Annotated in this window: 18 protein-coding genes; 10 read left to right on the top strand and 8 right to left on the bottom strand. The window is 47.9% G+C overall.

Annotation, left to right across the window (positions count from 1 at the left end; genetic code table 11):
* Positions 1–88: 88 nt before the first annotated feature.
* The 3 genes from malG to malE form a co-directional block, all read right to left on the bottom strand.
* Positions 89–979, bottom strand: a complete 891-nt coding sequence (gene malG, locus ACOCLE_RS14895) for a maltose ABC transporter permease MalG (protein ID WP_066015727.1) — start codon at positions 977–979, stop codon at positions 89–91.
* Positions 980–1,069: 90 nt separating this feature from the next.
* Positions 1,070–2,626 carry a maltose ABC transporter permease MalF gene (gene malF, locus ACOCLE_RS14890; protein WP_419533130.1) on the bottom strand — a complete coding sequence of 519 codons (1,557 nt, stop codon included), beginning with the start codon at positions 2,624–2,626 and terminating at the stop codon, positions 1,070–1,072.
* 34 nt (positions 2,627–2,660) lie between these two features.
* Positions 2,661–3,878: a maltose/maltodextrin ABC transporter substrate-binding protein MalE gene (gene malE, locus ACOCLE_RS14885; protein WP_419533129.1), complete on the bottom strand. Its 1,218-nt coding sequence runs from the start codon at positions 3,876–3,878 to the stop codon at positions 2,661–2,663.
* Between the two features lie 557 nt (positions 3,879–4,435).
* Between malE and ACOCLE_RS14880 the strand changes: the two genes are divergently transcribed.
* The gene (locus ACOCLE_RS14880) at positions 4,436–5,116 is read left to right on the top strand and encodes a glycogen/starch/alpha-glucan phosphorylase (protein ID WP_419533128.1); all 681 of its coding nucleotides are present in this window, start codon (positions 4,436–4,438) and stop codon (positions 5,114–5,116) included.
* Between the two features lies 1 nt (position 5,117).
* Here ACOCLE_RS14880 and ACOCLE_RS14875 read toward each other — a convergent pair whose 3' ends face one another.
* On the bottom strand, positions 5,118–6,398 hold the full coding sequence (locus ACOCLE_RS14875; protein ID WP_419532972.1) for an ISKra4 family transposase: 1,281 nt from the start codon (positions 6,396–6,398) through the stop codon (positions 5,118–5,120).
* Between the two features lie 93 nt (positions 6,399–6,491).
* Here ACOCLE_RS14875 and ACOCLE_RS14870 point away from each other — a divergent pair, with 93 nt between their 5' ends.
* The 8 genes from ACOCLE_RS14870 (at position 6,492) to glgB (ACOCLE_RS14835) (ending at position 21,097) form a co-directional block, all read left to right on the top strand.
* Positions 6,492–8,291: a glycogen/starch/alpha-glucan phosphorylase gene (locus ACOCLE_RS14870; protein WP_419533127.1), complete on the top strand. Its 1,800-nt coding sequence runs from the start codon at positions 6,492–6,494 to the stop codon at positions 8,289–8,291.
* A 24-nt stretch (positions 8,292–8,315) separates the two neighbouring features.
* Positions 8,316–10,523 carry a 1,4-alpha-glucan branching protein GlgB gene (gene glgB / locus ACOCLE_RS14865; RefSeq protein ID WP_419533126.1) on the top strand — a complete coding sequence of 736 codons (2,208 nt, stop codon included), beginning with the start codon at positions 8,316–8,318 and terminating at the stop codon, positions 10,521–10,523.
* A gap of 283 nt (positions 10,524–10,806) precedes the next feature.
* Positions 10,807–11,478: a hypothetical protein gene (locus tag ACOCLE_RS14860; RefSeq protein ID WP_419533125.1), complete on the top strand. Its 672-nt coding sequence runs from the start codon at positions 10,807–10,809 to the stop codon at positions 11,476–11,478.
* Between the two features lie 208 nt (positions 11,479–11,686).
* The gene (glgX, locus tag ACOCLE_RS14855; RefSeq protein ID WP_419533124.1) at positions 11,687–13,837 is read left to right on the top strand and encodes a glycogen debranching protein GlgX; all 2,151 of its coding nucleotides are present in this window, start codon (positions 11,687–11,689) and stop codon (positions 13,835–13,837) included.
* Between the two features lie 365 nt (positions 13,838–14,202).
* A complete protein-coding gene (gene pgm, locus ACOCLE_RS14850; RefSeq protein ID WP_419533123.1) occupies positions 14,203–15,846 on the top strand; it encodes a phosphoglucomutase (alpha-D-glucose-1,6-bisphosphate-dependent) in 1,644 nt (547 codons plus the stop codon).
* Positions 15,847–16,042: 196 nt separating this feature from the next.
* Positions 16,043–17,266: a glucose-1-phosphate adenylyltransferase gene (gene glgC / locus ACOCLE_RS14845; RefSeq protein ID WP_419533122.1), complete on the top strand. Its 1,224-nt coding sequence runs from the start codon at positions 16,043–16,045 to the stop codon at positions 17,264–17,266.
* Positions 17,187–18,716: a glycogen synthase GlgA gene (gene glgA / locus ACOCLE_RS14840; protein ID WP_419533121.1), complete on the top strand. Its 1,530-nt coding sequence runs from the start codon at positions 17,187–17,189 to the stop codon at positions 18,714–18,716. Before glgC ends, glgA begins: the two co-directional genes overlap by 80 nt.
* Positions 18,717–18,853: 137 nt before the next feature.
* On the top strand, positions 18,854–21,097 hold the full coding sequence (gene glgB, locus ACOCLE_RS14835; protein ID WP_419533120.1) for a 1,4-alpha-glucan branching protein GlgB: 2,244 nt from the start codon (positions 18,854–18,856) through the stop codon (positions 21,095–21,097).
* A gap of 63 nt (positions 21,098–21,160) precedes the next feature.
* Here the strand turns inward: glgB (ACOCLE_RS14835) and ACOCLE_RS14830 are convergent, their stop codons facing one another.
* Together ACOCLE_RS14830 and ACOCLE_RS14825 are read right to left on the bottom strand one after the other, a co-directional pair.
* Complete coding sequence (locus ACOCLE_RS14830; RefSeq protein ID WP_419533119.1) at positions 21,161–21,841, bottom strand: DUF2726 domain-containing protein; 681 nt, start codon at positions 21,839–21,841, stop codon at positions 21,161–21,163.
* Positions 21,842–22,178: 337 nt separating this feature from the next.
* A complete protein-coding gene (locus tag ACOCLE_RS14825) occupies positions 22,179–22,493 on the bottom strand; it encodes a cold shock domain-containing protein (RefSeq protein WP_419533118.1) in 315 nt (104 codons plus the stop codon).
* Between the two features lie 277 nt (positions 22,494–22,770).
* Here ACOCLE_RS14825 and ACOCLE_RS14820 point away from each other — a divergent pair, with 277 nt between their 5' ends.
* Entirely contained in the window at positions 22,771–23,781 is a 1,011-nt protein-coding gene (locus ACOCLE_RS14820) for a cation diffusion facilitator family transporter (protein WP_419533117.1), read from the top strand.
* Between the two features lie 85 nt (positions 23,782–23,866).
* Here the strand turns inward: ACOCLE_RS14820 and ACOCLE_RS14815 are convergent, their stop codons facing one another.
* A complete protein-coding gene (locus ACOCLE_RS14815) occupies positions 23,867–25,423 on the bottom strand; it encodes a SpoVR family protein (RefSeq protein ID WP_419533116.1) in 1,557 nt (518 codons plus the stop codon).
* Complete coding sequence (locus ACOCLE_RS14810) at positions 25,410–26,699, bottom strand: YeaH/YhbH family protein (protein ID WP_419533115.1); 1,290 nt, start codon at positions 26,697–26,699, stop codon at positions 25,410–25,412. The genes ACOCLE_RS14815 and ACOCLE_RS14810 overlap by 14 nt, the downstream gene beginning before the upstream one ends.
* Between the last annotated feature and the right edge of the window lie 32 nt (positions 26,700–26,731).

The following is a 26,731-nucleotide window of genomic DNA, read 5'->3' as shown; positions in this document are numbered from 1 at the left end:
GGTGTTACCGTCTGTGGACAGATGAGAAGTGGTTATAGAGGCACAGAGTCTTTTAAAAGATAAACCCCTGTGTCTTTGTGATGAAAAATTAGCCTTTGACGCCTCCCGAGGTCAGCCCTCCAACAATCCAGCGCTGGCAGGCAAGGAAAATAATGGTAATCGGAAAGCCGGAGAGAACGGCGGCGGCAGCAAAGTCGCCCCAGAGATAATTCTGTGGGTTCAGGTACTGCCTTGAGCCCACCGCAAGTGTGAGGTTATCCATACTCTGAAGCAGTACGGATGCTACGGGGTACTCAGCAATACTGGCGATAAAGGCCAGGATAAAAACAACCGCCAGAATGGGGACTGAAAGAGGCAATAGAACAAAGCGGAATGCTTGCCAGGGCGTTGCTCCATCAATGGCTGCTGCTTCTTCCAGGGAGTTATCGATGGTTTCAAAGTACCCTTTGATCAGCCAGATATGCAGTGCCATACCACCCAGGTAAGCCAGTGTGACTGAACCAAGGCTGTCCAGGCCCAGCCAGGGGATATAGTCGCCAATCTGGTCAAACAGGGAGTAGATGGCAACGAGAGCGAGTACGGCTGGAAACATCTGCAGGATCATCATAGCGGTCAGCATCTGCTGTTTGAACCTGAACCGCAGCCGGGCAAAGGCATAGGCGCCGGTTGTCGCCAGAATCAGTATCAGGGCAGAGCTGGTAATGGCGACCTTGATGGAATTCCACAGCCAGGTCAGTACGGGAAATGGTGGCTGTGTAATAGAACCATCAGCGTTCTCCCAGGGGATGCCCAGAGCGAGGTACCAGTGTTCAAGGCTGGGGTTTTCAGGAATCAGAGAGCCCGTAGCAAAGTTGCCGGTGCGCAGGGAAACCGAGATAATCATGAAAAAAGGGAACAGGATAACCAGCAGAAATAGCCACATCACAATACGGGCTGTCCAGACCCGATATTTCAGATTTCTTGGTTGCACCATGGCCATGATGGCTTCTCCTGTATGATCTCTTTAGTATTTCCAAGCTGGATACAATTAACGTTCTTTGTGCTCTCTGTGATTTTTGCGGTTTAAACATCATTGCAATCGCCGTGTTGCTTTCAGATTTATCCAGGCAATAAAACCCACCATCAGAAAGATCACGGTGGCAATTGCAGAGGCCAGACCGTAATCCTGACCATAGGAACCAAATGCGATTCGGAAGGTGTAACTCACCAGAATATCAGTGGCTCCTGCCGGGGTAGTGGCATGGAGCATATCCGGAGCACCATCGGTTAACAGGGCAACCAGAACCAGGTTGTTAAAGTTAAAGGCGAAGCTGGCAATCAGTAATGGGATGAGCGGCTTGATGATCATCGGAATGGTAATGTGGAACAGGTTCTGGGCCGGTGAAGCGCCGTCAATGCCCGACGCTTCATAGAGATCATCCGGAATGCTTTTCAACAGTCCGATACAGAGAATCATCATGTAGGGGTAGCCCAGCCAGGTGTTGACAATGATGACCATGGACTTGGCCAACAGCTCATTACTGAACCATTCCGGTTTAATCCCGAAGAGCATATCCAGTAGAAGGTTGATTTCACCAAAGTTCTGGTTAAACAAGCCTCTGAATATCAGAATGGAAATAAATGCCGGAACAGCGTAAGGCAGGATCAACAGCAACCGGTAAACCCCATTACCTTTAAGCGGCTCCCATTGCACCAGGCAGGCCATTAACAGGCCGATGACCAGGGTGAAGGCAACAGAGAGAGCGGAAAAAATGACCGTCCAGCTGAAGATTTTCAGGAAAGGTCCCTGTATTCCCGGATCAGTGAAGACTCGGACAAAATTATCCCAGCCCGTATAGATAGTGAAACCGGGACCAATCTGCTCCGTTCCGTCTTCATTTGTGTAATACCCCGTCTCCATATCCGGGTAGATGGTTTCTTCAGTGCGGTTATCGATCAGGGCAAAGCTTTGTTCCGGGTATTGTCGGTCAGTATGGTCATCAGGCCGGTAAACCTTGGCAATAGCACCGAACTTTCTCAGGCTGGTCATGGCCAGCTCGGTGCCATCAGGCAGAACAATATCCAGCTTTTTGAGAATAGAACGCTTTTTGATGACTTCCCGGATAGGGAGCACTGCTCCGGTTGGTACATGGCTGGATTCAAAGGCGTTCAACACCTGTGGTTCTTCACTGTCGGTAAATGGCTCCGTCAGATAGTGTTCCTCTCCACCAGCGGCACTGGTCAGCATCAGGCGGAAGCTGGGGCCTTCCTGATACATCTTGAAAGAAAAGGATTCACCACCCGTACGATAAGTTTTCGCCAGATGTATAGCCCTGACCCGCTCAAGGGAGAGCAGGTGGTTGGAACTGTAATTGGTAAAGGCGACATTAACTGTGTAAATCAGAGGAAAGACGATAAAGGTGATTACCCCCAGAAGGCTGGGGTAGACATAGCGATAGTTGTACCCTTTTCTACTGATAAAAACCCATGAGCCTACCGCTGCAAGAACCAGCACGAGCATGGCAAAAGCCAGCTCCCCCTGGGCATACATCAAGGTCACACCGTATAAAAGTACCAGATCGATAACGGCGACAATGGCGATCACCAGATAGGCACCGCTACTTCTGGTAGCTCTTGATGTGCTCATGGCGTGCTGGCCTCTTTTTACAGACAGAAAACGGTTAGCTGATGATGCGTTTTGCCGCGTCGTTCAGTGCTTCACGGTAATTTTGTCTACCACTGGTGATATTGCGCAGAGCTGTCTCCATTGCAGACCAGAACTTACCCATTTCCGGAACATTGGGCATGATCAGGCCCTGCTCAACATTCTGGTAAGTTGCCGCAATGCGCGGGTCTTTCATCAGTTTTTCCATCATTGCTTTATTGGCTACGGCACCAAGAGGAACGTCATTATTCATGACGGTTAAACCTTTTTCGGTGAGCAGGTAGTTTTCCAGAAACTCTTTGGCAATGGATTTATTGGGGCTGGCATTATTAAGGGCTGCACCCCACACACCAACAAAGGCTTTAGCGGGTTTACCATGAAGTGTGGGCAGTGGTGCAACACCATAACTGATTTTGCTTTTATCCAGATTCGCCCAGGCCCAGGGGCCGGTGATCATCATGGCGACTTTCTGCTTATTGAAATTGGCTTCCATGACTCCATAGTCCACGCCTCGTGGCATCACGCCTTTATCGATCAAATCGACCAGCATTTTGGCGCCTTCCATTGCACCTTGATCGTTTACACCGGTTTTCTTGACGTCATAGCCTTTGGCCGTTTTCTGAAAGACGTAACCGCCATCGGCAGCCAGTAACGGCATGGTGAAATAGGGTTGATCCTGATCCCACATAATAGTGATGATGCCTTTTTCCTTTTTCTTGTTGGGGACTGGCTGCTGCTTCAGTTTCTTGGCCAGAGGAAACATTTCCTCAAAGGTGGCAGGAGGGGTTGGCAGGATCGCTTTGTTGTAGATAAGGCTGATGGCTTCCAGAGAAATGGGGTAGCCATAAATTTTGCCATTGCTGGTCATGGCTTCCCAGCCAATGTTGTTTACGCCTTTCTTGAATTCTGGTGATGGGTTAACAGGAGCCAGCAAACCACTTCTTGCCCACTCACCATATCGATCATGGGCCCAGAAAATAATATCAGGGCCACTGCCGGAGGCTGCTGCCTGTTGAAAACGATCAGTAATGTTCTCCGGGATTTCGACTTTAACTTTTATCTCCATGTCTTTCGTGAACTGGGCACCTACCTTGCGAATACCCTCATAGGCTTTGTCTCCACCAACCCAGATCAACAGTTCATCGGAGCTGAAGGCCAGTGCATTACCTGTAATGATCAGTGATAGTGATGTAAGGATGACAAGAAAGGTTTTTTTCATCAGCGAAGGGATCATTTCTGATTTCTCCGGGTAAACCAGATTGCATAATGGCTGCTGGTTATTCGGGTAAGGGGATGTAGTTAACTGGTTGAGAGAACCATGGTTGATTACTAAAAAATCGGTTAGGTAATAGTTGGATGAATGAAACGAGTACTGACCAATAATAATCGCTGCGTTTAAGTATGCCAGTAAGAATATTGAATGCCTTTAATTGGAACAATTATTTGGTTATTAGTTATTTGTTTTTAATGTCATTTTTTATTCTTATGGTTTTTTAAATGCCAGTTGTTGTTTTATTTATATAAGTTAGTTATTTATCGTCGTTTATAATGCTAAAAATAATATAACTCTAAAAAAAACAGACAAAAGTACACCTAATCAGAGTCAGGCAACTATAACTTACTCATGGTTTTTCATTGTTTTCAGGTTCTGTTGAGATAAGGTTCCAAACTCATTGGCTCTTGTGCCCCGATTCATATTCTGTAGTTATTTCTCTCAAGCTATTCCTTTGAAATTTCCCTGTTCAAAAAGTCAATCTGAAAAGCTTGAGCAGCCAAAAGAGAGTGTTTGATATGGGTAGAATAAATGTAGATCTGAGCTCAGTACGTAATATGGATGCTGTTCAGATTGAACAGGGGATTCGACGTCATCTTGAACAGTCTCTTGGAGTTGAGCCCGATGAAGCCACATCTGGGGATTATTGGGAAGCATTAAGCCTTCTTGCCAGGGAAATCAATCTGGATCGTATAAGGAATACGCGGAGGGAGGAAAAAGACAAAGGTGCCCGAAGGGTTTACTACCTGTCACTTGAATTTCTGGTAGGCCGCTTACTGGGTAATAACCTTCATAACCTGGGAATCTATCATCAGGCTGAGAAAGCCATGGCCAGTTTTGGTGTGAGCCTTTCGGATGTACTGGAATATGAAACGGATCCTGCGCTGGGGAACGGAGGACTTGGACGACTGGCTGCCTGTTTTCTCGACTCACTGACAACCCTGAACGTGCCTGCCTTTGGTTATGGCATTAACTACCGCTTTGGCCTTTTTAAGCAGGGCTTTGTCGGTGGTAAACAGGTTGAAAGCCCGGACGCCTGGCGGGAAGACAGCTTTCCATGGGGCATTGAAAAACCCAAAAGAAAGCAGGTTGTGCGTTTATACGGCAAGGTCAGGGAGGTTGATGGTAATAAGCTTTGGGAGGACACTCAGGAAGTATTGGGAGTCCCCTGGGGGGTGCTCTCTCAATTTGATAACTGACTCATAGGTTAGCTTCAACCTTTCCAGTCATGAACTCAGACCAAAGTTGTTCCCAGCGCCCCTTACTCTGGATCAGTGCTCTTGTTGTCAAAAGCACTTCCGCTCCTGTTGCTTTCCACCTCATTCCAGAACCACATAATCGTTGCTTTACCAGAGTCTTACAAGCCGCTTCAGTAACTCCTGAACCTATTGGCCAATGGCGTTTAAGCGCCTGATGATAATTCATTAACTGGTGATTGTTTGTAAAATAGCTCACAGCTTTGTAGCGCTTCTCTGTCAGTGCGATTGTCTTTTTCGGGAGCTCGGCTGATTCAATTTCCTGAAGGATTTTTTTGGCTGCTCCACGCTTGTTTTTCAAACTATGTAGCCTGTCTTCAAGCCACTGGTGTCGCTTCGCCTTACTGGTTGGAAACAGTGCTTCCGCTGCTCCAGCTAAATATTCAGATGCATGATAAAAATCGAGTATCTGCCCAGAGGTATGTTGTTTCAAATAACTCCAGTTTTCTCTAGCCCCGTCAGCTACCCCGATGTATGTGGCATTTGGGTAGAGTCGTTTTAGATCTGCAATCTCCTCGTCGAGCTTGCTCATAAAGCTTTGTTTACCATACTCTGGCGAACTGGCTGTATATATCGTGTGGAGCCTGTCTCCATCTGCAGAATATAGGCTCAATGTCCCACACATGGCTTCCCTCCAGCCTTCTTCACAAAGCAGCATGCAGGTTCCATCCAGACCAATGGCTATTGTTTCAACAGGCTCTTTTAGTGGAGGAAGGTGGTAGTGAGTGTCTTGCTGGTCTTCAATTAATGCACCTACTCTGTCCGATAAATGCTTGATATAAGAATTTGAAAGCGTCCTTTGATGGTTGGTCTCAAAATCTTCTTTTACCGCAGGCGCTGGCATCTGGCTGTATTTCCAGGCGATAGACTTGGCAAATTTGGGGGTAGCTGAACCAATAATACCGGCACGAAGATCAAGTGCTGCCAGAGTACTGCCACCTCTGACACCCTGATATACGGAGCGCTCCAAAGGTATACGACCGTATAAGGTTTCATAGTGCTTAAGAACCTTTCCTTTGTAGTTCCACTTCTGCTGATTAACGACGATAGGTTCTTTATTGGGTGATTCAAATAGCCCCAATAACTCTTTTGTTCCAAGCTGCCCGGCTTCATTGAGTGCACGCTGTAAACTATCTTCAAGATTCAGCATGTTGCCTGAATCTATAGAAACTTCAATTTGCAAAACGATGCTTTTGGTAGAGCTGGAAATAACAGAAGCGGGCATGACAGTTAACTATTATGAGTGGTGTTCCCATAGTAGCTGTGAAAATAGAGCACTATTGTTTCAATCATTCAGAGAGAGCACCCCCCCTGGGATTTGCCAATTACCGGCTATAACACTGAACGGGTTAACACCCTGCGCCTCTGGGAGGGAAGAGCGACAGAAGGGTTCGATCTGAACAGTTTTGATGCTGGTCGTTATCAGGATTCCAGGTTCCGGGAAATCCTGGCAGAAAATATCAGTCAGGTGCTTTATCCAAACGACAGTCATCCTGAGGGCAAGGAACTTCGACTTATTCAACAGTATTTCTTCGTTGCCTGTTCACTGGCCGATTTGATTGCCCGCTACAAGCGGGAGCATGAAGGCTGGGAAGAATTTACCAGTAAAGTCGTGATTCAGTTAAATGATACGCACCCGGCAATTGCTGTGCCTGAGTTGTTGCGAATCCTGATGGATGAAGAGGATTTTGTCTTTACCAAGGCTTTGGAAGTATGCCGCAGTGTTTTCTGCTACACCAACCATACACTGCTGCCCGAAGCACTTGAAACCTGGCCTCAGGGTTTGATTTCACGAGTGTTACCCAGGCATATGCAGTTGATCTATAAACTGAATTATCACTTCCTGCACAAAGAGGTAGAACAACAGTGGCCGGGTGACCATCAAATGAAGCGTCGTCTGTCCATTATTGAAGAGCCGGCAAACCCGGCGGAACCTCAGATGGTGCGTATGGCATACTTGTCGGTTATTGGCAGCCATAAGGTCAATGGTGTTGCCGCTCTGCACTCAATGCTGGTAAAAGCAAACCTCTTCCCTGAATTTGACCAGCTCTGGCCAGAGAAAATTGTCAATGTTACCAATGGCGTCACACCCAGACGCTGGCTAGCTAACTGTAATTCTGAACTTGCCGGGTTGATTGATCAGACCCTAAAAGGGGACTGGCGCAGTGATCTTGCGCAATTAAGCGAATTGAAGACCTGGGCTGATGACCCTCAGTTTCAGGAAAAATTTGCTCGAATCAAACTGGATAATAAGAAACACCTGGCAGGAGTCATTGATGAGCTGTGCGGTGTAAGAGTCAACCCTGATGCTATCTTTGATGTACAGATAAAGCGGCTCCATGAATATAAACGACAGCAACTGAATCTTTTGCACATTATGGCGATTTACCGTCGCCTTCTGGAAAATCCTGACCTGGACGTTCCCCATCGGGTGTTTATTTTTGCGGCAAAAGCAGCACCAGGATATCTGGTGGCAAAAAACATTATCTACGCCATTAACCGTGTAGCCGATCGGGTCAATAACGATCGCCGTATTCGCGACAAGTTAAAGGTTGTCTTCCTCCCCAACTATCGAGTGAGCCTGGCTGAAAAAATCATCCCTGCAGCCAATGTTTCAGAGCAGATATCAACCGCCGGTTTTGAGGCTTCAGGTACAGGGAATATGAAGCTGGCTCTGAATGGAGCATTAACCATTGGAACCATGGATGGCGCTAATGTTGAAATTGCCGAGGAAGTTGGCGAAGACAATATTTTTATTTTTGGGAAGACGGTAGATGAAGTCAGTGACCTGCGACAGAGAGGTTATAACCCCCGGGATATCTATCAGCACAATGGAGAGTTGAAGGCTGTTATTGACTGGCTGGCGTCCGGAGATCTTAGCCCGGACGAACCAGATGCATTCCGTCCGCTGGTGGAATCCCTTCTGGATTCTGACTACTTCCTGACACTGGCTGACTACCAGTCTTACAGTGATGCTCATGACCGGATCGTTCAAGCCTGGAAAAATCCATCTCACTGGTGGCGAATGGCGATCATTAATACAGCATCCATGGGCAAATTTTCATCAGACCGATCCATTGTCGACTACTGTAAAACTATCTGGAATATTGACGTTTAGTGTCGTTCACTCTTGGGGCTGATTATGGCTGGTGCTCTTGAAAATATCCGAGTGGATTCTGACAGCTGGGATACCGTGCTTGATGACCTTCTTAATACTTGCTGTGCAAGACCATTTGATTTGCTCGGTTGGCACCCCAGTAGAACTGGTAGCGGGTTGGTAGTAAGAATATGGCGGCCAGATGCCATTGGTGTGGATGTTGTTGATGAAATCACAGGAAATAAACTGGGCGCCGCTACCAACATTGCACCGGGTCTATTTGAACTGAAATTTCCGGATATCTCCCAGCCTCAGGCTTATCATCTTCTGGTCACCAATGCCCAGCATCACCAGTTCATGGCGAATGACCCTTATCAATTCTCCAGCCTTTGTCACACAGAACCTGTAATCCACCACTACTGGCTGCACCATACACTGGGGGCGCATCTCCACTCTGTGACGCTGTCAGATCATACCTGGCAAGGCGTCATGTTCCGTATATACGCCCCACATGCCCGCAGTGTCAGCGTGATCGGTTCATTTAACCACTGGGATGGCCGGCTTCACCAAATGGCCAGCAGCAACAGTGGTATATGGCGGCTGTTTATTCCTGAAGTGAAAGAAGGTGATCTCTATAAGTTTGAGCTGAAAGATCAGAATGGACAGCTGTTGCCGCATAAAGCGGATCCATTTTCTTTTTATGCGGAGCAGCCACCGGGAAATGCGTCCATTGTTTATGATCCCAAAAAATATCAATGGCAGGGCAAGGGGTGGCACCAACACCAGGGATTGGATCGTCCTGTCAGTATTTATGAGGTGCACCTGGGTTCCTGGAAAAAAGGAAAGAGAGGACAGCTGCTGAATTACACTGAGCTGGCTGAACAGCTGGTGCCCTATGTGAAGGGAATGGGGTTTACTCATGTTGAATTTCTCCCTCTTCACGAGCACCCCTTTAATGGTTCCTGGGGCTATCAGCCGGTGGGTTTGTTTGCTCCAACCAGTCGCTATGGTGATCCGGATGAGCTGAAAGCATTGATAGACCGATTTCATGATGCGGGTATTGGGGTCATTCTTGACTGGGTACCTGCGCACTTTCCCTCTGACAGCCATGGCCTGGCCCACTTTGATGGTACCCATCTTTATGAATACGAAGATCCTCGAAGGGGGTGGCACCCGGACTGGCAGACACACATTTATAACTACGGACACTCAGAGGTCAGAAACTTTCTGATCAGTAATGCGTTGTTCTGGTTTGAACAGTTTCGTGTGGACGGCCTGCGGGTGGATGCTGTCGCTTCGATGCTTTACCTCGATTACTCAAGAGGTGAAGGGGAGTGGGAACCCAATGTCCTGGGGGGAAATGAACACCTTGAGGCCGTCCAGTTTATTAAGGAGCTTAATGAAGCCGTATACCAGAACTACCCCGATGCCATGATGATCGCTGAAGAGTCTACCAGCTGGCCCGGAGTCTCCATGCCAACTTACGACAATGGACTTGGATTTGGTTACAAATGGAATATGGGGTGGATGAATGACACGCTGAATTACATGACCCGTTACCCTGAGCATCGGCGCTATCATCATGATCAGATCTTATTCAGCATGGTGTACAACTACAGCGAACACTTTATTTTACCGCTTTCGCACGATGAAGTCGTTCACGGTAAAGGAACACTGCTCAGCCGAATGCCTGGAGATGAGTGGCAGCAGTTTGCCAATCTTCGAACTCTCTATGGATATATGTTTGGGCACCCTGGTAAAAAACTGCTGTTTATGGGGGCTGAACTGGGTTCTCATCGTGAATGGAATCACGATGGTCAACTGGACTGGTTTTTAGCAGAGGAGAATGAATATGCCAGTGGGCTAATTACCATGGTCAGGCATTTGAATTCGACTTACCAGTCCTTACCTGCTTTATGGCATTCCGATTATGACCCAACGGGGTTTCAGTGGTTGATTACGGATGATGAGCTTCAGTCAGTCATAGCATTCAGTCGACATACTTTTAGTGATACTCCTGTCGTCGTAATTTGTAATTTTACCCCGGTGGTCAGGCAGAATTATCGGCTTGGTGTGCCAAAGGCAGGCACCTGGAAGGAAGTATTTAATACTGATAGCACTGAGTTTTCTGGCAGTGGTGTTTTGAATCCATCACTGTTGGTGACAGAGCCTCTGCCAATGCATCATCAGTTACATTCATTGGTTATGACTCTGCCTCCCTTAGCGACGGTTTTTTTACACTTGAATGAATAATCTATTTCTCATGATTTGAACAGATTGCTCATTATTTTTTTCTATTAGAGAACACATCAAATTGTGTTCTCACAGGTTACTTTTATCCGTCATTAAATGGAAAATACTGGCGTTCTGTCGATGTCTTTCGAGTTTGAAATATTTGCCTGCAAAGCTTCAGTGGGCTTTTGCTTATTGTATTGATTGTATCCCCCTGCCAAGGGCTGGCTTATTTTTCCACCAGATCTATTTTTGCAGCCTACCAGAGAAAATAACCTTAATATTGGCTGATTCGGAAGTTCTTATGTCATCAGTTTTGTCACTGTTAACCAAACCTTTTACCGGTGGTGATGGCTCGGATAGATTATCTTCATTTGTTCCTGAATTATGTGCAGGTAATATGGGGAGGCGAGAGGTTAAAGAGTCCTGTTCAAGTGCTACTGTTATAAATCGAAATACCACACCCAATACAGCAGGAAAAGAATTATGCGTGAGATTGGCCAAAGTATTAATAGGTGGTGTTGCGTTTCTCAATCAGCTGTCGTTATGTACTTCATCACCGGTAACACCTATGAATCCCCATATGTCTACATCAGGCACAAGTGATGGAGAGAGCTCAGTATGGTCCGATCCAGCTTTCTCTATCCCTTTTGGGGTTGGAGCTACTTTAGCCGGGGGACTGCTTTGTATGGGAGTGTACGAGTGTATTTTGAGATGTACGGTTAGTGAGGAAGATGCTGAAAGGAGAGAAAGAAGTGCTATCTATAGATCACCCAGCAGGGTAAGCCTCCCTGATCCAGAGCATCAATTAGCGACTATTTCTCATGATGTAACTTCTGATGGGGCGGGAAGAGACTTATCTCAATCACAGGTGACTGTCGAAGTATACTCACCCTTACCCGATATGGCCGAGGCGTTTGAGCTTACTGAAAAAAAAGGTCGAAAAAGAGAAAGTGATGAGCAACCATTACTTTGAACAGGGGTGGTTATCAGCTGGCTAGTAGAGCCTGGCTGTTTTTTAACCTGCTTCCAGATTTATTTAACATCAGGAATATTATTAGGAATAGCCCACAATATAATCCAGTGAATAGTCTTGGTTAAAAGAACATTTTTAACAGCAGTAGTTATTGTCGGTGAATCAAATTAAGATTCAACATATTCCAATATGTTGATGTCTCGGATACATGAATCAGCCACGAATAACGATAGAATCATTTGGCCCGGGAAGTTGCCACCATCTGGGAGCCAACTTTCTGAATCAGCAGCTGCACCCAGCGCTTCCCGCTTCTGCTGCAGGTGTGAATTTTGCGGTATATGCGCCGGAAGCGTCAGCCATGATGCTGTGCCTGTTTGACAGCACTGGAGTGGAGCAGCGTATTCCCATGCATGGCCCTGAAAAGGGCATCTGGCATGTATTGGTTAAAGGGTTACAGGAAGGTCAGGCCTATGGTTATCGCGCCGATGGCCGTTGGGCTCCTGATGAGGGGTTGCGCTTTAATATTAATCAACTGCTGGTGGACCCTTATGCCCGTGAGGTTAAAGGTGCTATTAACTGGCAGCCTGCTGTTTATGATTACTCAGGAAAGGAAAGAAATCACTGGTTGTTCAATGATCAGGACAATGGCCATTTGCTGCCCAAATCGGTGGTCAGGACAGATCACTTTGACTGGCAGTCCGTTACCAGGCCAGAGCTTTCCCATGATGACAGCATTATCTACGAGAGCCATGTAAAGGGCTTTACCCGCCAGCATCCTGATATTCCAGAAGCGTTGAGAGGGACTTACCTGGGGATGTGCCACCCCTTAGTGATTGATTACCTCAAGGACCTGGGTGTCAATACGGTTGAACTACTGCCTGTGACCAGTTTTCTCAGCGAGCCAAGATTACGGAAACTGGGGTTGAAAAACTACTGGGGCTATAACCCTCTTTGTTTTATGGCACCAGAGCCATCGTACGCTATCGATGACCCTGTCGATGAATTGAAGACAATGGTTCGTGAGCTGCACCGTGCCGGTATTCGGGTAGTGATGGATGTCGTTTACAACCATACCTGTGAAGCGGGCTCTGATGGCCCAAGTCTCAGCCTGAGAGGGCTGGCTGAGAAAGATTACTATCTGCTGGATCATCACGGTGGGCACCTGGTTACTACCAACTACAGCGGCTGTGGAAATACCCTGAACTTTGACTGTGCCCAGACCATTAAGCTGGTAATGGATAGCCTTCGTTATTGGGCTGAACAGTATCAGATCGATGGCTTCCGATTTGACCTGGCGCCGACCATGGCCAGACGACACCGGCAGTTCGATGCTCACAGTGCATTCTTTCAGGCAGTATTTCAGGATCCGGTTCTGTCTACACGACAGATGATTGCTGAGCCCTGGGATCTAGGGCCTGAAGGTTACCGGCTGAAAGGATTCCCAAGAGACTGGCATGAGTGGAATGACCGTTACCGGGATGGTATTCGTTCATTCTGGCGTGGTGATAAGGATCAGGTCGTCGATATTGCCTGGCGCCTGACTGGCTCCAGGGATCTGTTTGGGCGTGGCAGGCCTGCCGGAAGCGTTAACTATATCTGCAGCCATGATGGGTTTACGCTTCACGATCTGGTGGCCTTTGAGCACCGGCACAATCTGGCGAATGGTGAAGGCAACCGCGATGGTGACCAGCATAACCTGTCCTGGAATTACGGTGTTGAAGGGGCTTCCAGTGACCCCGCTGTTCAGAAACTCAGGCTGCGAGCACGTAAAAACCTGCTGACTACACTGATGTTTTCCCGAAGTATCCCCATGATCATGGCGGGTGATGAGTTTGGCAACAGTCAACACGGCAATAATAATGCTTACTGTCAGGATAACCCGATTGGCTGGGTTGATTGGTCATGGCAGGCTGGAGCTAATGACAATAGCAATGAGAACCCTGATGGTGCAGAGCTGCAGAAGTTCACATCAATGCTCATTCATTTGCGAAAATCAGAGCCATTACTGGGGGTTCGTTATCAGACGGATGACAACCAATGGCACAGTGCTGTGCTCGATTGGTTTAATACACATGGAATACCTCTGACTGCAGCAATGCTGCCTGATGAGCGGGGTCATGCCCTGGTGATGCGATATCGCTGCCCTGTGGATAGCCAGCCCAGTATGGTGCTATTGGTCAATAATGAGGTTGAAACCCGGCGCTTCAACTTGCCAGATACAGGCAATACCGTTCGTTGGCAACGGGTTTTGTCCACAGATCTGGATAATACAGAGGCTTTCCGGGAAGAGGTGATCTTGAATCAGGGCTGGTATGAAGTACCAGGACACACTGTTGTGGTTGTTAAAGAGTTGATCTAGCAGTCTGTCGTGCTTAACCGCCTATTATCTCACAATAATGGGCGTATGTTGAATCAGTAATAAACGGCAATGCATCCGTATAAAATAGTCGGTATCGTGAGCATTATTACATGCTTATAGACTGATGCTCTGCTTTTGTTTGTGTTGGGTGGCGGTTTTTTCTGTTAATTTCTGCGAGGTGGGCGGATTATTCTCTGCCTTATTAAAGAAATAGTATAGAAAATAACCATGAGCGGTAAATGTGAGCTGACTTTTATCTTTCAAAAATGATGAATGGTTTGCATTTTCATGGTTATAAAGTGTTGGTTTTTTTTGCTGTCAGCCGACCTGAGCATTTTCTGCCATTTTATTACTGAGGAACCGCCATGCATCCGCTCGCAGGCCAACCCGCTACTGATGACCTTCTGGTAAATATCCCCCGGCTGATCAGTGACTATTATACGATACAGCCTGATCAGGCAGAAAGCAGTCAACGTGTTGCTTTTGGTACATCGGGGCATCGTGGAACCTCTTCCAATGGCTCGTTTAATGAAGCCCATATTCTGGCTGTCAGTCAGGCGATCTGTGAATATCGCCGTGCTCATGGAATAGAAGGCCCTGTTTTTGTCGGCATGGATACCCATGCGCTTTCTGAGCCTGCCTTAATCAGCGCTGTTGAAGTGTTTGCTGCGAATGATTTGGATGTCCTGATTGATCAGGAGCGTGGCTACACACCGACGCCTGTTATTTCTCATGCCATCGTTTCCTACAATCGTAGCCACAGCAAGCTCGCAGACGGGGTCGTGATTACCCCCTCTCACAATCCACCGGAAGATGGTGGCTTTAAATATAACCCTCCCCATGGTGGCCCTGCGGGCAGTGATATTACCGGCTGGGTTGAACAGCGAGCTAATGAGCTGATCGCTGAAAACCTTTCTGGAGTTAACCGGGTATCGTTCGAACAGGCGTTAAGGTCAGGCAAAGTCCACAAGTACGATTTCATTACACCCTATGTGAATGACCTGGAACATGTTCTGGATATGGAAGCCATTGCCAGCGGTAAACTGAGCATTGGTGTTGATCCTCTGGGCGGTTCAGGTTTGCACTATTGGGGATCTATTGCCGATCGCTATGGTCTTGATCTGACGCTGGTCAGCAAGAAAATTGATCCGACTTTTTCTTTTATGCATCTGGATAAGGATGGCCGGATCCGTATGGACTGTTCATCCGCCTCCGCGATGGCCGGGCTGATCAACCTCAAAGATGACTTTGATATTGCTTTCGGGAATGACCCGGACTTTGATCGCCACGGTATAGTAACCCGTGGTCATGGATTGTTGAATCCAAACCACTATCTGGCCGTTGCCATCCAGTACCTTTATACCCACCGTCCTCAGTGGTCTTCTGGTGCGACAATCGGTAAGACGCTGGTGTCCAGTGCCATGATTGATCGTGTTGCCAGCGGTCTGGGTCGCACAGTAACTGAAGTTCCCGTCGGGTTTAAGTGGTTTGTTGATGGCCTCTCGGAAGGTTCCATGGCGTTTGGCGGAGAAGAGAGTGCCGGAGCCTGTTTCCTGCGCCGGGATGGTAATTCCTGGTGTACGGATAAAGATGGTTTCATCATGGCGCTGCTGGCGGCAGAAATCACGGCTGTTACCGGGCGTGACCCAGGCGAGCATTACCAGGAGCTTACACAAAAATACGGTGCTCCGGTTTACCAGCGTCTTGATGCTGTTGCTAATGATGCCCAGAAGAAGGTTCTGTCCGCATTGAGTCCGGAGCAGGTTAAAGCGGAAAAGCTGGCAGGTGACCCAATCATTGCCCGTTTGACTCATGCGCCGGGCAATGGCGCCGCGATTGGTGGTCTGAAAGTGGTTACCGAGCGTGGCTGGTTTGCTGCCAGACCGTCCGGAACCGAAGCCGTTTATAAAATATACGCTGAAAGCTTTGAAGGGAAAGAGCATCTTTCTCATCTGCAGAGTGAAGCTCAGGAGATTGTCGCCGACGTCTTTAAGGCAAATGGCGTGTGACTTTTTATTCGCTACCGGCGTGTAGCTGAATCTGTCACAGCGTTGGAATACTTTGCCTGAGGCTGGCAATAGGGGTGCGGGCTTTCAGGCAAGTAGGGGATTCTTCCGGGTAAGTACTTTATTCAACAGCCCGGAATGGGTCAGGGATTGACCTTAATACTTTCAGATCATAATGCAGATAACAGGAAAAACGACCATGGCATCAGTCCTTTCCATGATCCTGGCCGGGGGAGAAGGATCCAGGCTTGCTCCGCTCACGGGAATGAGAGCAAAACCTGCGGTTCCTTTTGGCGGACAATATCGAATCATCGACTTTGTGCTGAGTAATTTTGTGAATTCTGATCTTCACAAGATTTACCTGATTACTCAGTTCAAGTCGCACTCTTTGAGCAAACACCTGCAACGTTGCTGGCGTATTGCCGGTCTGGCGGACAAGTTTATTGATACGTTGCCAGCCCAGATGAATACCGGCAGTGACTGGTATCAGGGCACTGCAGATGCTGTGTTCCAGAACCTGAATCACATTGAGTCGCACAACCCGGACTTGGTTTGTGTGTTTGGTGGTGATCATATCTACACCATGGATGTGCGGGATATGGTTCAGTATCACCAGCAGCACAGCGCTGACCTGACCGTTGCGGCGATTCCTGTACCGGTCGATCAGGCTCATCACTTCGGTATTATCGAGGTTGATGAAGATGGCCGTATGATCGGCTTTGCAGAAAAGCCCAAAGATAATGTGAAAACCATTCCCGGAAACCCGGACTTTGTGCTGGCTTCAATGGGTAACTACGTATTCACCAAAGAGTGTCTGGTGAAAGAGCTGCTGGATGATCATGCCAATGAAGGGTCTGACCACGACTTTGGCAAAAACATCATTCCATCCCTTTACCCGCGGGCAAAAGTCATGGTGTATGACTTTTCCAAAAATGCAGTTCCCGGTGGCAAAAACAATGGTTACTGGCGCGATGTAGGAACCATTGATTCATTCTGGGAAGCGAATATGGATCTGCTGACCAGTGAGCCGCCCATCGACCTGCACAATCAGGACTGGCCGATTCGCACCTATATTCCACCCTATCCACCGGCGCTGATCGCTTTTGACCGGAATGAGCGTGAAGGTCAGATCAACAACTCCATGGTCGGTGTGGGTTGCGTATTCCATGACATCTATATGCATCGCAGTGTGGTAGGCTACAACGTCAAGATTGGCGACAATACCCGAATTACCGAATCGGTTATTCTGCCCAATGTCACCATTGGTGAAGGCGTAGTATTGAACCGGGTTATTGTTGATAAGCGTGTAGAAATTGCACCGGGAACCCGCATCGGTGTGGACCGTGAAGAGGATCTTAAGCGCTTCAAGGTCACTGATTCTGGTCTGGTGGTTATTCCCAGAGGAACAAGAGTTGGGTTCTGATTTGAAAATACTTTTTGCAGTTTCAGAGCTGGCAGGTATTGTCAAAACCGGAGGGCTGGCCGATGTGGCCGGCGCTCTCGGGCCCTGGATGCGGAAGCTCGGAAATGATGTCCGGGTGATTATGCCCGCCTACCGTCAGGCTCTGGAAGCGTTGACAACGGATGTTGTTGGGGTTGGAGAGGTTTGTCTCGGTTCATATGGCAACATGGGTTTTGCCATAAGACAGGGGGAGTTTGAAGGCGTCCCGGTTTACCTGATTGAGCACAACCAATACTTTGACCGCAGTGGTCTTTACACCCATGAGGGTGAAGGTTTTGGCGATAACACTGAGCGATTTGCCTTCTTTTGCAAGGCTGCACTTCAGGCCTGTCAGATTTTAAGTTTTAAACCGGATATTATTCATGGTCATGACTGGCAGTCGGCACTTTTGCCGTACTATCTGAAAATCCATGAGTCTGGAAACGCCCTCTTTGCTGGCACACGGACGGTTCTGACCATTCATAATGGTGCGTATCAACAGCATACAGACAGAGCCTTGCTGGATGTCCTGGGTATCGATCACCACTGGTATACCCCGGATTTCTTTGAAGATCATGGGCATATTAATCTGCTCAAGGGTGGTATTGCCTTTGCGGATAAAATCACAACTGTGAGCCCAAGGTATGCTGAAGAACTCCAGACGGATCTTGGATCTCATGGTCTTGCTCATGTCATCGGGCGAAGAAAACAGGATTTTTCCGGTATTCTTAATGGCTGTGATTATCAGGAGTGGAACCCTGAAACGGACGCCTTGCTGCCAGCCAATTACTCTCTGGATGATCTTTCTGGCAAGCAGATCTGTAAGCAGGCTTTGCAGGAGCGGCTCCAGTTGCCGGTGATCACAGATAAGCCTTTGTATGGGCTGGTCAGTCGCCTTGCCGAGCAGAAAGGTTTTGCTTATCTGATACCCGCCCTGTGGCAATTTCTGCAGGATGATGTTCAGGTGGTTCTCCAGGGATCAGGTGATCGGGCTACCGCTGCTGAGCTGAACCGGTTGGCCGGTACTTTTCCCGACAAGTGCCGCTTTGTTGAGGCTTATGACAACCGTCTGGCTCATCTGATCGAAGCGGGTTCTGACTTCTTCCTTATGCCCTCCCTGTTTGAGCCCTGCGGCCTTAACCAGATGTACAGTATGAAGTACGGTACCCTGCCTGTTGTGCGGGCTGTTGGTGGACTGGTGGATTCTGTCAAAGGGTATGATTCAGCTGCAGAGGGCGCAACCGGGTTTATGTTTGATTCGGCTGACACTGATGCCCTGCTGCATTGCCTCAATCAGACCCGAGTTGTCTATCAGGATAGGCAGCTCATGAGTCGATTAGTGGGTAATGCCATGTCTGAGTCATTTACCTGGGAGCAGTCAGCCCAGGATTACCTTGAGGTTTATCGAACCGCTCTGAATGTTGAATCTTGAGGAAAAGCGGAAGGCTGAGATTCTCAGCCTTCCAGATACAAGTTTGCCCTGTCTTCTCGAATAAGAGCGCTTTCAGGTCATAAGGAGTCAATCTGATTTTGACGACAGGCCATTTTTGCACTGAAAAAAACAACGCTATGAATATCGCAGTATCATCCACAACATCTTCAGCAGCACCATCTGTAACAGCAGGGGCAGCCATAACTCCTGTGGTGTCAGATCTGGCTAACAGTCAGTGTGCAATCCCCTTTGATGAACTGGGGCTGCATCCTCATCCAGAAGGAAAGGGGCTGGTCATTCGCGCATGGCGCCCGGATGCAGCAATGGTTGAGGTTTTTGATCACCGCACCGGCAAGTTGCTGGGTGAGATGAGTCGTAATGAGGCTGGTGTGTTTGAGCTGCATCTGCCCAGAAGAAAAAAAACGTTTCTTTATCAACTGGCTATCCATTGGGCTAATGGCCACAGCTTTGTGGTTTATGACCCGTACTGTTTTGGGGAATATATTCTTGCCCAGTCAGATATTGAGCCGGAAGGACTTTATCGACACCTTGGTGCCCAGGTGGTCTCTCACAAGGTGAACAGCAAACTGAATATACAGGGTGTGCTGTTCAAGGTTTTTGCACCTTATGCCCGCTCTGTGAGTATTGTGGGAAGCTTTAACGGTTGGGATGATCGACTCCATCCAATGGCCAGCGCTGATGATGGTATCTGGCGCTTGTTTGTGCCCGGCGTTCAGCCCGGAGATCACTATAAATACGCTATCCGTGATTACCACGGTAATCAGCTGCCACTGAAAACTGATCCTTTTGCCCGGCATATTGAGCAGTGGCCTGGACTGGCTTCTGTTGTTCAGGGTGTCGAAAGCTATTCCTGGAAAGACCAGAAATGGATGAGTAAGAGAAAAGACAGGGGCGATGAAGAGCAGCCTTTCTCTATTTACGAGGTGCATGCGGGCTCATGGAAAAGAAAAGAGAATAATGATTTCCTGACTTTCCGTGAACTGGCCGATGAGTTGATTCCTTATGTTACGGACATGGGCTTTACTCATATTGAGTTGCTGCCTGTGTCAGAGCATCCGTTGTTTGATTCCTGGGGTTATCAGCCGGTGGGCCTTTATGCGCCCAGCAGCCGTTATGGTTCACCAGATGATTTCCGCTATTTTGTGGATAAGTGTCACCAGAAGGGCATTGGGGTCATCCTGGATTGGGTACCTGCCCACTTCCCCAGTGACGACCATGGGCTTGCCAGGTTTGATGGTTCATCACTCTATGAGCATCCAGACCCCCGCCGTGGCTGGCATCCTGACTGGCAAACCTGTATTTATGATTTTGGTAAGCCATGGGTTCAGGACTTTCTGATCAGTAATGCCCTTTACTGGCTGGATGAATTCCATATCGATGGTCTACGTGTAGACGCGGTTGCCTCCATGCTCTATCTGGATTACTCAAGGAATCACGGTGAATGGGAAGCCAATATTCATGGTGGTAATGAGAATCTGGAAGCCGTAGCGTTCCTGAAAAAGTTCAATGAGAAGGTTCATGCTGCATTCCCGGATGTAATGACCATTGCTGAGGAGTCAACAAGCTGGCCAGGTGTCTCCAAAGCGGTTGCAGACGGTGGGCTTGGATTTGACTTCAAATGGAACATGGGATGGATGAATGACACGCTTGAGTATATGAAGCTCGATCCTGTCTATCGTCAGCATCATCATGGCCAGATGACGTTCAGTACGGTGTATGCCTGGAGTGAGCATTTTGTTCTACCCCTATCCCATGATGAAGTGGTTCATGGTAAGGGCACTATTTTGACCCGTATGCCGGGTGATGATTGGCAGCGCTTTGCCAACCTGCGGGCTTATCTGGCATTTATGTATGCACATCCCGGTAAAAAACTTCTCTTTATGGGGGCTGAACTGGGTACCCATAAAGAGTGGAATCAGAATACGGCGCTGGACTGGAATTTGCTGGAGAACCCGGAAGGGTTTAATGCGGGTATTCAGAGGCTGGTTAAAACGCTTAACCGGCTTCATGGTTCAGAGTCTGCAATGTTTGCAGCTGATCTCATGACAGAAGGCTTTGCCTGGACAACTGGAGACGACAGTAGTCAGAGTGTTCTTGTATTCCGCCGCTATGATAATGAGGGGCAGTCAGTGCAGGTTATTTGTAATCTGACACCGGTTGTTCGTGAGAATTATCGTATTGGTGTTCCCGAGTCTGGCCGGTATTCTGAGGTGTTGAATACGGACGATGTGGGCTTTGGCGGAAGTGGTGTTACGGCAGGAGAGCAGCTTGAAGCGGAGGAAGTCCCTATGCATCATTTGCCATACAGCCTTTCTCTTACATTGCCGCCTTTGGCCACTGTGATCCTTAAGAGTTCCTGATATCTGTTTAATGTACTGGCTCCGTCAAAGTGGCGTAGCCAGTTCTCCTGGAAAGTCTCCTGATCAGGAGTGAACCATCCTGGCACCTTTGCAGCTTGGGTAGGTGCTGCATACCCAGCATTCCTGACCTGCCTGAGGGCCTTTTGTAAGCGTTCGTAGTTTCATGGTGCTATGGCATTTAGGACATTCCGGATCAACGATGGTCTCGACTTCTGCAATAGCTTCTCTTGGACTCGGGAGTTCGTATTCTGGGGTACCATCTTCTTCAAATCCACAAGTAGCGAGAACTGTGCGTCTCAATTCGGTAACATCCCGCCAGGGCTTCATACTGTATTCGAGTAATGGCAGATCTGCTGCTTCACAGAGTTGGCGTAACAGCTTGAATTCTTTTGAGCCTGATTTCTTATTGTATGGGATCAAGTTGATAACACAGCAAACTTCCATCTTTCTGCGATGATAGAGCACAAAATCAAACCGGCGATTTTTTTTGACATTAAGCACCATTGCAGTGCGGCTGAATTTTTTGGACTTAAGAACGTCGCCAACGGGTAAAGAAGGTAAAACCATCAAGTGACTGCGAACAGCAATATCCAGTTGCCCAAAAAAGGCTCGCTTATTCTGCTCGAAAATATGGCTGTTGGTTTTGGCTTTTAATGGGCTGAAAGAAAGCCAGAGGAACCAGGCCGTCACAACAGTAAAAATCAGGGAGCCTGAAAGAATGAGAGGAAAGCTATCCAGCAGCACTGCACTACCTTGTATTAGATTTAATGAGCCAATGGTATTATTGAGAAAGAGCCTCTGACAGACTCTCTAGCAAAGGTAGAGAGAATGAAGGCCTTTATGGCTAATCATGGGCGATGCAATAAATTCGCTTGTGGCTTATTACCAGTAAACGCAACCAGTTTGGGTGGCCGGAAAGGGCGGTCATGATCAGCCAGGCAGTCTTTTTTATAAAAGATTGCCCGGAGATAATAGCAACAAATATTCTTTTGTCATAATAGGTGTTTCTCCACAAAGGACAGATCTGTGGAGAATTACACACTATCGGCTGCTTATGAGAGTGTCTGGGAATAAAATAGCTTTAAACCGAGGACGACTCTTCTTGAGCTGCAGTTGCACCCTGAGTGCTTTCACTGGCATTGCCATTGCCATTGCCATTGTCGGGGATGACTTTTGTTGCAATGAGGCCTTTAGGGCCATGGCCAATTTCAAAACTGACCACCTGACCTGCCTTCAATGTTTTAAAGCCGTCCATATCAATGACAGAGTAATGAATGAGAACATCCTGATTCTCTGTCGCTTCCTGCGCCTGGATAAATCCATACCCTTTGGGGTTATTAAACCACTTGACTGTACCTACCAGCATAGCTTCCATTTCCTTCTTGGTCGCTTCCATACAGCTTAAATCCTTCAAATATTACATTGAAGGAACTGCTGGGAAACTGCAACCCTTGTTGTTTTATTTTTTGGCATTTTTTTATGGTTATTCATAAAAAGTGTCGTCCTTGCCACTTTAACTCCCTTCATCGCTGCTTAAAACAGGGCTGAATCCTCAGGGATCCAGCAAAGGGAACTTACAATATAACATCATAAATTGTCTTTGTAATAGCCCTGTTGAGGCTTTATCTGCTGATGTTACAGGCTTTTTCAGCTTTTTTTCTTGCTACAAAGCTGTGTCCAGAAGGGGGATAGCGTTTTTCATCGGTAATAATAAGGATAGGGAGTTATCTATTTCAGGCCTGCCAGGTGATTTTAACCTCTCTGATTTTGTACGACAGACTACAATTAAAAGCTCTGTAAATGTTGAGAAAACATCAATGGGCCAGCATGATGACTATGATTCCGTTGGTGATGGAAAGCTAAGCCTTGCCATACTTATCAAGCTCTTTTTGAGCGGTGTTCAGGTTGTTGGGGGAGGTATTGCCGGCAGCCTTTCCTTGATCGCAGACTCGATACATAACCTTGGAGATGCAGGGGCAATTCTGGTTGCAGTGATTGCCAGGAGGATAGGTTGCAAGTCTGCAGATAAGGTCATGACCTACGGATATAAACGGGCAGATGTTCTTGGGGCGTTAATAAACAGTGTATTTTTATTGGTTGTGGGAATATATCTCATATTTGAGGCTGTAGGTAAGTATTTCTACCCCACGGAAATTGACGGCTGGATTGTGCTGTTGGTTGCCGGTGTAGCCCTTCTGGTTAATATCACGACAACACTGTTAACTTTCAAGGCTGGAGCCAGAAGCGACATCAATATCAATGCGGTTTTTATTCACAATGCATCCGATGCGGTTGCTTCTCTGGCCGTCATTGTAGCCGGAGTGCTGATCATCAACTACCAACTCTATATTTTTGATGTCATAGCAACGATCGGGATATCAATCTATGTGATCTACAACGGTGCAATTCTTTTGAGACGCTGCATTATTATTCTTATGCAGGGGGTTCCCAGTAGCATTGATATTGAAAAGATAAGGACGGCCTTGGAAAGTATTGAGGGTGTGAAAAGAGTTGGTCTTATGCACGTCTGGCAGCTGGACGATAAAAAGATTTTTTTTGAAGGCCGTATTCTATTGAATGGCGCTGAGCCTGAGATGGTTAAAAGAAAAATCAGGGTGGCATTACGGCATCAGTTCTGCATCAATCACTCAACTCTGGAAACAAAGAGCACCCGTTGTCCCTAATACAATGATGAGTTGCCTGTGGAAGTGTTATGGGTTAATCAGAGAAATGCCTATCAGGCTGCCTGTTGGCAGCCTGATAGCACGATCATGAAGTTTTGTCAGAGGGTTGCTTCTCTTTGGGTAGAGTATGTTCATATTGAACGATACTTTCTTCGTCCACAGACTCCATTTTTACATCAAAACCCCACAGGCGATGAATGTGTTTGATGATTTCAGTGGTGCTGTCCTCATCAAGCGGTCTTCCTTTGTGCATGTAATGACGAAGCGTCAGCGAGCGGTCACCACGGACATCCACGTTGTAGACCTGAATGTTAGGCTCCCTGTTACCCAGGTTATATTGTGCGGCCAGGTTTTCCCTCAGCTGACGATAGCCTGAGTCATCATGGATTGCATCCACCTCCAGGTAAGGGTTGACCTCATTGTCATCGATGCTGAACAGCCGCATATCCCGCATTACCTTAGGCGACAGGTATTGAAGAATGAAGCCTTCATCCTTGAAGTTCTGCATGGCGAAGTGAACCGCATCCAGCCAGTCAGAGCCTGCCAGATCCGGGAACCACGCTCGATCTTCATCCGTTGGGTTCTCACAGATTCGTCGTATATCTCGGAAGATATTGAAGCCCAGGGTGTAGGGGTTTATTCCACTGTATCGTGGATCATCAAAATCTGGCTGAAAGACAACACTTGAATGCGAGTGCAGGAATTCCATGATAAAGCCTTCGGTTATCAGGCCTTCATCGTACATCTCATGCATCAGGTGGTAGTGCCAGAAAGTCGCCCAGCCCTCGTTCATAACTTGAGTCTGTCGTTGAGGGTAGAAGTATTGAGCCACCTTTCGCACAATTCGAATGATTTCCCGCTGCCAGGTTTCTAACAGTGGCGCATTCTTTTCAATGAAGTAGAGCAGGTTTTCTTCCGGATCCTTGGGGAAGCGAACGGTTTTTTTCTCCTGTTCACTCTCGCGGACAGGAATGGTCCGCCAGAGGTCATTCAGGTTGCGCTGAATGTACTCCTCCCGCTCCTGTGAACGAGCCTTTTCCTGCTCGGCAGACATAGGAGTTGGTCGAACATAGCGATTGACCCCCTGGTTCATCAGGGCGTGACAGGCATCCAGTACATCCTCGACGGCGCTGATGCCGTACTTCTCTTCACATTTGGCAAGATAGCTCTTGGCAAACAACAAGTAGTCAATGATCGCGCTGGCATCCGTCCATTGCCTGAACAGATAATTACCCTTGAAGAAAGAGTTATGTCCATAGCAGGCATGGGCAATAACCAGTGCCTGCATAGGCATGGTGTTTTCTTCCATGAGGTACGCTATGCAGGGGTTGGAGTTGATGACTATCTCATACGCCAGGCCCATTCTTCCCTGCTGGTAGTTCTGCTGGTTACTCAGGAACGTCTTGCCATAGCTCCAGTGGTTATACATCAACGGCATGCCCACGGAGGAGTATGCGTCCAGCATCTGCTCAGAGCTGATCACCTCTATCTGGTTCGGATAGGTGTCCAGTCTGAACTTGTCGGCCAGCCGGGCAAACTCCCGGTCATAGACTTCCAGTAGTTCGAAGGTCCAGTCAGAGCCGGTAGACAGCGGCTCTTTCCTTTCTTTTGATTTTTTTACAGGTGCTTCAGCTTCCAACATGACTTCCCTCCTTTTTCTCAAATAAACGGCGGAAGGTTGGGTAAATGTCCGCATAACTGCGGATCTGCTGCATGGCAAAATGTCCTGGATGTGCCTGCTCTATGGATTTGTACTCGTACCACAGGTTCTGGTGATGGCGATCTGTGATTTCTACATAGGAGTAGTACTGACAGACCGGGAGCAGTTTTTCCAGAATGATGTCGTGACATTTACTGGAATCTGCCTCCCAGTTATCACCATCAGAAGCCTGGGCGATATAGATATTCCACTCGTTGGGGGAGTAACGATTAGTGATGATTTCATCAGCCAGACGCAGGGCGGTGGATACAACGGTTCCCCCGGTTTCTCTGGCGTAGAAGAAGTCCTGCTCATCACACTCACGAGCTTCGCTGTGGTGTCGTATAAAGACGACCTCTACCGCTTCATAGTTTCTCTCCAGGAACAGGTAGAGAAGCAGGAAGAAGCGCTTGGCCATGTCCTTGATTTCCCGGGTCATGGAGCCGGAAACATCCATCACGCAGAACATCACTGCCTTGCTGGAAGGCTGAGGTACCTTGGCCATGTTGTTGAAGCGTAGGTCAAAGTCATCAATGAATGGCAGGCGCTTCAGCTTTTTATTAAGTACATTGATCTCTTCACGGATCCGGCGCGCCTGAAGATGGTCAACCTCATCCGGGCTGACTTCCATTTCCCGAAGCTCTCGCTTCAGCGTTCGGATCACTTTTCGGTCTTTTCCGGAGAGAGCTATCCGCCGTGCATGAGCTGCACGCAGTGAACGGACAACATTCAAGCGGTCTGGCGAGCCCGCTGTCGTAAAACCCGCGCGCTTTAATTTGTAGTCTGTGCTGTCTTTCAGCTCTTTCCTGACCAGGTTAGGCAGTTCCAGATCATCAAACAGGTACTCAAGAAATTCATCACGATTGATCTGGAAGGCAAAGTCATCAGCGCCTTCACCGCTGTCACTGGCCTTGCCATCTCCTGTACCCTGTCCGCCACCACCCGGAGGTCGCTGAATGCGATCGCCCTGGTTAAACTCTTTATTGCCCGGATGAACGTGGCCGTGATGGCCGCCCTGACCGTGATGAAAAAAAGGTTCATTCAGGTCTTTTTTCGGGATGGTAATATTGCTGCCGCTTTCAACGTCGGTTATTGAGCGTTGATCAACAGCATCCTGTACTGCCTCTTTGACAAGGCTGCGGTAACGCCTCAGAAAACGCTGTCGGTTGACAGTACTCTTCTTTTTTCCGTTGAGGCGTCGGTCGATTATGATGCTCATAAAGACGCTCCCCCGATAGTTGCTGTTCGCTT

The sequence above is a fragment of the Endozoicomonas sp. genome (genome assembly GCF_965196975.1).
Lineage (GTDB): Bacteria > Pseudomonadota > Gammaproteobacteria > Pseudomonadales > Endozoicomonadaceae > Endozoicomonas.
Note: the sequence above shows the minus strand (reverse complement) of the source record. Positions and strands in the feature narration are given on the sequence as shown.